The 6,032-nt window shown below is 70.4% G+C and carries 5 protein-coding genes; 3 read left to right on the forward strand and 2 right to left on the reverse strand.

Annotated elements, in window-relative coordinates:
* Positions 1 to 167 precede the first annotated feature (167 nt).
* Both guaD and V7067_RS14560 read left to right on the forward strand, forming a co-directional pair.
* A complete protein-coding gene (guaD, locus tag V7067_RS14555; protein ID WP_334176627.1) occupies positions 168 to 1,583 on the forward strand; it encodes a guanine deaminase in 1,416 nt (471 codons plus the stop codon).
* Between the two features lie 68 nt (positions 1,584 to 1,651).
* On the forward strand, positions 1,652 to 2,347 hold the full coding sequence (locus V7067_RS14560; protein ID WP_334176628.1) for a TIGR00266 family protein: 696 nt from the start codon (positions 1,652 to 1,654) through the stop codon (positions 2,345 to 2,347).
* 12 nt (positions 2,348 to 2,359) lie between these two features.
* Here V7067_RS14560 and V7067_RS14565 read toward each other — a convergent pair whose 3' ends face one another.
* Complete coding sequence (locus V7067_RS14565) at positions 2,360 to 2,986, reverse strand: glutathione S-transferase family protein (protein ID WP_334176629.1); 627 nt, start codon at positions 2,984 to 2,986, stop codon at positions 2,360 to 2,362.
* Between the two features lie 119 nt (positions 2,987 to 3,105).
* On the reverse strand, positions 3,106 to 5,187 hold the full coding sequence (gene parE, locus V7067_RS14570; protein WP_334176630.1) for a DNA topoisomerase IV subunit B: 2,082 nt from the start codon (positions 5,185 to 5,187) through the stop codon (positions 3,106 to 3,108).
* 465 nt (positions 5,188 to 5,652) lie between these two features.
* On the opposite strand from parE, the gene V7067_RS14575 reads away from it, so the two are divergent.
* On the forward strand, positions 5,653 to 6,032 hold a 380-nt coding region (locus V7067_RS14575), incomplete at its 3' end, for a hypothetical protein (protein WP_334176631.1).

Consider the following 6,032-nt stretch of genomic DNA (forward strand, 5'->3'; position numbering starts at 1 on the left):
CCCCGTGCGGCTGCGCCGGCTGCTTGGCCCCGTGCGGCTGCGCCGCAATGCGCAGCCGGGCCCGCTCCGGTAGTGTGCCCGCGGATGGCCGGGGCGGTTCCGCCCCGCCTGCGCGCGCCGGCGCGGCAGGAGGCGTGTGCGGCCGGCCCTGCGGAATGGAGACGACCATGAGCGACACCCCCCGGATGCAGGATGCCGGCGCCGCGCAGCCGGTGCTTTCCCTCGCCGGCACCGTGATGCACACGCCCGAGCGCGGCATCATCGAAATCTACGAGGATGCCCTCGTCGAGGTCGGCGCCGACGGCCGCATTCTGGCGGTGGTCGATGCCGCCGATGCGGAGCGCGCGCCGCGCGCGGCGGCCGCCGCTGCCGCCGGCCGGCTGGTGACGCTGCGCGCCGGGCAGGTGCTGCTGCCGGGGCTGGTGGACCTGCACGTTCACGCCCCGCAGTGGCCGCAGCTCGGCAAGGCGCTGAACCTGCCGCTGGAACAGTGGCTGGCGCAGGCGACCTTTCCCCTTGAGGCGCGCTATGCCGACCTCGGCTTTGCTGCGCGCGCCTACGAAAGCCTCGTGGAAAGCCTGCTCGCCAACGGCACCACGACCGCGCTCTATTTCGGCTCTCTGCACCTTGAGGCGACGAAGCTGCTGGCGGAACTCTGCCACAGCCGCGGCCAGCGCGCGCTGATCGGCAAGGTGGTGATGGACGATCCGGCGCTGTGCCCGGATTTCTATCGCGATGCCGCGCCGGAGGTGGCCATTGCCGAGACCGAGGCGTTCATCGACCATGTCGAGGCGCTGTCGGGCCGCGGCGGACGCGTGCGCCCGGTCGTGACACCGCGCTTCATTCCGGCCTGCACGGATGCGGCGCTGAAGGGGCTTGGCGAACTTGCCGCCCGGCGCGGCGTCCACATCCAGTCCCATGTTTCGGAAAGCGACTGGGAGCACGATTTCGTGCTGGCCCGCACCGGCCGCACCGACACCCGCGCGCTGGAAGCGTTCGGCCTGCTCGGCCGCCACACCGTGCTCGCCCACGGCAACTTCATCTGCGACGACGACATGGAGGCGCTTGCCGGCTGCGGCGCCGGCATCGCCCATTGCCCGCTCTCCAACGCCTATTTTTCCAACGCGGTGTTCCCGCTCGCCCATGCGCTGGAAAAGGGCGTGAACGTCGGCCTCGGCACCGATATTTCCGGCGGGCCGGATGCCTCGCTGTTCTCCGTCGCCCGTCACACGGTTGCCGCCTCGCGGCTGCTGAACGACGGCGTCGATGCCCGCCTGCCGGCCGCCACGCGCGGGCGGATGAACGCGGCCGTCGATATCGCCGAAGCCTTCTGGCTGGCCACCGCCGGCGGCGGCATTGCCCTCGACCTGCCGGTCGGCGTCATCGCGCCGGGCTATGCCTTCGACGCCATCGTCGTCGACACGACGCACCCCGACAGCGACCTGACGATCTGGCCCGACCTCGACGAGCCGCAGGACATCTTCCAGCGCATCCTCTATTCCGCCACGCGGGTGAACGTGCGCCGGGTGTGGGTGGACGGGCGGCTGGTCGCCGACAAGGATGCCGGCCTCGACTGGGACTGACGGGCGCGCCCCGGCCGGTTCCGCGCTATGCTGCCCGCCGCAGCCGCAGAACCGGAGGGAGGGCCCCCATGCAATCGAAGATCATCGGCACCACGATGCCGGTCCTTGAACTGACGCTGGCGCCCGGCGAGCGCATCATCGCCGAGTCCGACCAGTTGTCGTGGATGGCCGGCGACATCGCCCTCAACACCACCACCGCCACGGCCGGCGGCGGCGGCTTTCTGGGCGTGTTCAGCCGGGTTCTGGGGGGCGGCGGGCTGTTCATGACCGAGTTTTCGGCCGGGCAGGGCGCGGCCATGGTGGCGTTTGCCGCGAAAATTCCGGGCGAAATCCGCGCCGTGCCGCTGACCGGCGGAGCCGTCTTCCTGCACCGCCACGGCTTTCTGTGCGGCACCGAGGGGCTCAGCGTCGGCGTCGGCTTCCAGCAGACGCTTGGCGCCGGCCTCTTCGGCGGTAACGGCTTCATCCTGCAGAAGGTGGAGGGGCAGGGAACGGCGTGGGTCGCCCTCGGCGGCGAGGTGGTGATCTACGATCTCGCCCCCGGTCAGGAACTGCTGGTGCATCCCGGCCACGTCGGCATGTTCACCGACGGCGTCGGCTTCGAGATCACCACCGTGCCGGGCATCCGCAACATGATCTTCGGCGGCGACGGGCTGTTTCTGGCCCGCCTCACCGGGCCCGGCACCGTGCTGCTGCAATCGATGCCGATGCCCAACCTTGCCCATGCGCTGGAGCCCTATCTGCCCCAGCCGGGCAACCGCTGAGCGGCAGCCGCCTCACGCCGGCGGAATGAAAACCTGCGAGACGGTCTGGAACACCTCCATCGCCTCGCAGCGTGCGCTGTGGGCGGCCAGCGCGGGCAGCCGCGCGGCATCGAACAGCGCGGGGTGGGCCTCTTTCAGAAAGCGCAGCGCGCAGGCCAGCGCCACGTCGGCGTGGTTCAGCCGCGGGCCGAACAGGAACGGGCCGGGGCGGGCGGCGCGGATCGCCTCCAGCGCCGCCAGCACGTCGCCGACCTGTGTCTGGCAGCGGGCGATCCACAGCGGCGAGGTCGCCTCGTGCAGGGCCCGCTCATAGACCAGCGCGACCGCCTTGTCGGCAAGGCCGGTGGAAAGGGCGGCGATCTTCAGCGCCTGCCGCCGCTCCAGCCCGTGGCGGGCGATCAGCGCCTGATCGCGGCCGACGCTGTCGTCGAGATGATCGAGGATGGCGGAGGATTCGATCAGCACCTCGCCGTCGTCCAGCACCAGCGTGGGCACCCGGCGCAGCGGGTTGAAGCGGGCGATGGCCTCGGCATCGGAGAAGGTCGACCACGGCTTGTGCTCGAAGGCGATGCCGTAGAGCCTCAGCGCGACGCCAACCCGGCGCACGAACGGGGAATCATACTGGCCGATCAGAATCATGGGACGACAGGCTCCGGAACGGGGCATCGCGCCGGCAGGTCCGCCGCCGGCGCGTCAGAGGATGCGCCGCGTCCGTGCGGCGGGCAAGGGGCGGGAGAGCCGCTGCCCGCCGTCCGGCCTCAGATATCCAGATCGTGCGCGAAGCGCGCGCGTTCCTGAATGAAGCGGAAGCGCGCCTCCGCGCTGGTGCCCATCAGGCGTTCCACGGCGGCGACGGTTTCGGCCGGGTTTTCCGCGTCGGCGGCAACGCGCAGAAGGGTGCGGCTGCGCGGGTCCATGGTGGTCTCGCGCAACTGGTTCGGCAGCATCTCGCCGAGGCCCTTGAAGCGGCCGACATCCACCTTGCCGCGCTTGTCGAATACGCGGGCGATGATGTGCTCGCGCTCCGCGTCGTCGCGGGCATAGAGCGTCCTGGCCCCCTGCGTCAGCCTGTAGAGCGGCGGGGCGGCGAGGAACAGGTGGCCATTGCGGATCAGCTCCGGCATCTCGCGGTAGAAGAACGTCACCAGCAGCGAAGCGATGTGGGCGCCGTCGACATCGGCGTCGGTCATCACGATCACCCGCTCGTAGCGCAGATCCGTTTCGCGGTAGGATGAACGGGTGCCGCAGCCGAGCGCGGTGATGAGGTCGGAAAGCTGCTGGTTGGCCGAGAGCTTCTCCCGCCCGGCGCTGGCGACGTTGAGAATCTTGCCGCGCAGCGGCAGCACCGCCTGATTGGAGCGGTTGCGGGCCTGCTTGGCGGAGCCGCCGGCCGAATCGCCCTCCACGATGAACAGTTCGGTGCCGCCGGCGGCCGAAATGGTGCAGTCGGCCAGCTTGCCCGGCAGCCGCAGCCGCCGCGTGGCGGAGCGGCGGGCAACTTCCTTTTCCTGCCGCCGCCGCATGCGCTCTTCGGCGCGCTCGGCGATGGCGTCGATCAGCGTGGTGGCGCGCTGGGGATCGGCCACCAGCCAGTGCTCGAAGGCATCGCGCACCGCCCCTTCCACGATGCGGGCGGCATCGACGGTCGCCAGCCGCTCCTTGGTCTGGCCGACGAATTCCGGCTCGCGCACGAACACCGACAGCAGAGCGCCGATGGTGTTGCCGACGTCTTCGGTGGTGATGTTGCCGGCGCGCTTGTTCTGGGTGCGCTCGGCGTGGGTCTTGATGCCCTTGATCAGCGCGGTGCGCAGGCCCTGCTCATGGGTGCCGCCTTCCGGCGTCGGCACGGTGTTGCAGTAGGACTGCACGAAACCGTCATCGGGAATGAAGGCGACCGCCCATTCAACGCCGCCGTGGCCGCCGGTGCGCCCGGTGCGGCCGCTGAAGGTGGCCTCCACCACCTTTTCCGTGCCGGCGAGCCGCTCGGTCAGATAGTCGGCGAGGCCGCCGGGAAACACGAAGGTGGCGTTTTCGGGCACCGGGCTGGCCGGGTCGATGCGCTCCGGCGCGCAGCGCCAGCGGATTTCCACCCCGGCGAACAGATAGGCCTTGGCACGCGCCATGGCGAGCAGCCGCGCCGGCTGGAAATGCAGTTCGGTGCCGAAGATCTCCGGGTCGGGCAGAAAGCGCACCGCGGTGCCGCGGCGGTTCATCACCTCGCCCATTTCGCGCAGCGGCCCGACGGGCAGGCCGCGCGAGAAGCTCTGGCGATAAAGCCGGCGGCCGCGCGCCACCTCCACGTCGAGTTCGACGGAAAGCGCGTTGACCACCGAAACGCCGACCCCGTGCAGGCCGCCGGAGGTCTCGTAGACCTTGGAATCGAATTTGCCGCCGGCGTGCAGCGTCGTCATGATCACTTCCAGCGCCGACTTTTCCGGAAAGCGCGGATGGGGATCGACCGGAATGCCGCGGCCGTTGTCGGCGACGGTCAGCGAGCCGTCGGCATTGAACGAAACCTCGATCCACGAGGCATGGCCGGCCACGGCCTCGTCCATCGAGTTGTCGATCACCTCGGCGAACAGGTGGTGCAGGGCGCGGGCATCGGTGCCGCCGATATACATGCCGGGGCGGCGGCGCACCGGCTCCAGCCCTTCCAGCACCTCGATGTCGGCGGCGGTGTAGCCGGCTTCGCCTGCGGCCTGTCGCTGCCGGGCCGCCTCGGCGCCGGCGCTGCGGCGGGCGGCGCGGGCCGCCGGGCCGGGCTCGGGCGCAGGGGCCGGGGTCTCCTTACCGGCGCCTTCGGCCGGGGGGACGGCGAACAGGTCCTCGTCGCTCATCATGCCTTCCGATCGTTCCCTGTCGTTGCCAGTCAAGGCGGCCGGCGTTGCAGTGGTGCCGGTCGCAATGTGCCATGGAATCGGCCGCGGTAACAGGTTTTGTTCCTGCCATGTTCCGGGCGAATCCGCCGGCCTCGTCTGTCGGTCTTTAGAGAGCGGCAGCCCGCCGGGCAAGTCGCCGGGCAGGTCGCCGGGCCGCGAACGGGGCCGGAAACCGCAGAGAAGCCGGGCTGTCGTCGGGTTTTGGCCGCCATTCGGCCCCGAGTCTGTGATGCTATGGCAACAGTCGCTCACGAGCCTGCGAGCGGCGCCCGTCGCGAGGCGGGGATGCCCCCATTCAGCCACAAACGGGCGTGAACGCTAGGCTCGTTAACGATTGAGGCGGGTCACCCCGGGGAACGGACCCCCGACCTGATCGGGAGCCCCTTTCGGGGCGCTAATCATCCGTTCACCGGAATCCGAGAGACGATGAACCCTGAGATCGCACGGCAAGATGACCTTAACGCCCTTTGCGGCGGAGTGGTTTGTGCGCAAGGCGCTTCCTTTGCGGGGGCGTGGGAGGCCATCGGGCCTTCGTCGGTGCGCACGGTGCTTGCGGCGGTCGGGCGATGGGGCGGCAGTGCCCTTCGTGCGCTGGCGGGTGGCGGGCCTGAGGTGGCCGCGGCCGGCCGCGGCGTGGCCCGCTCTCCGGTTCATCTGATGACGATGCTGCGCGAGGCCGCCGGGCGACCGGCTGCCGCCAGCAGGGACGCCGGCCGGCCCGCACGGGCTTTGCGGCGTCTTCCAGGGATTGGAACGGCGATGCGTGTTGTCGAGTTGCGTTTTGCCCTGGCGGTCATGATCGGGGC

Source organism: Pseudoxanthobacter sp., from assembly GCF_036822375.1.
GTDB lineage: Bacteria > Pseudomonadota > Alphaproteobacteria > Rhizobiales > Segnochrobactraceae > Pseudoxanthobacter.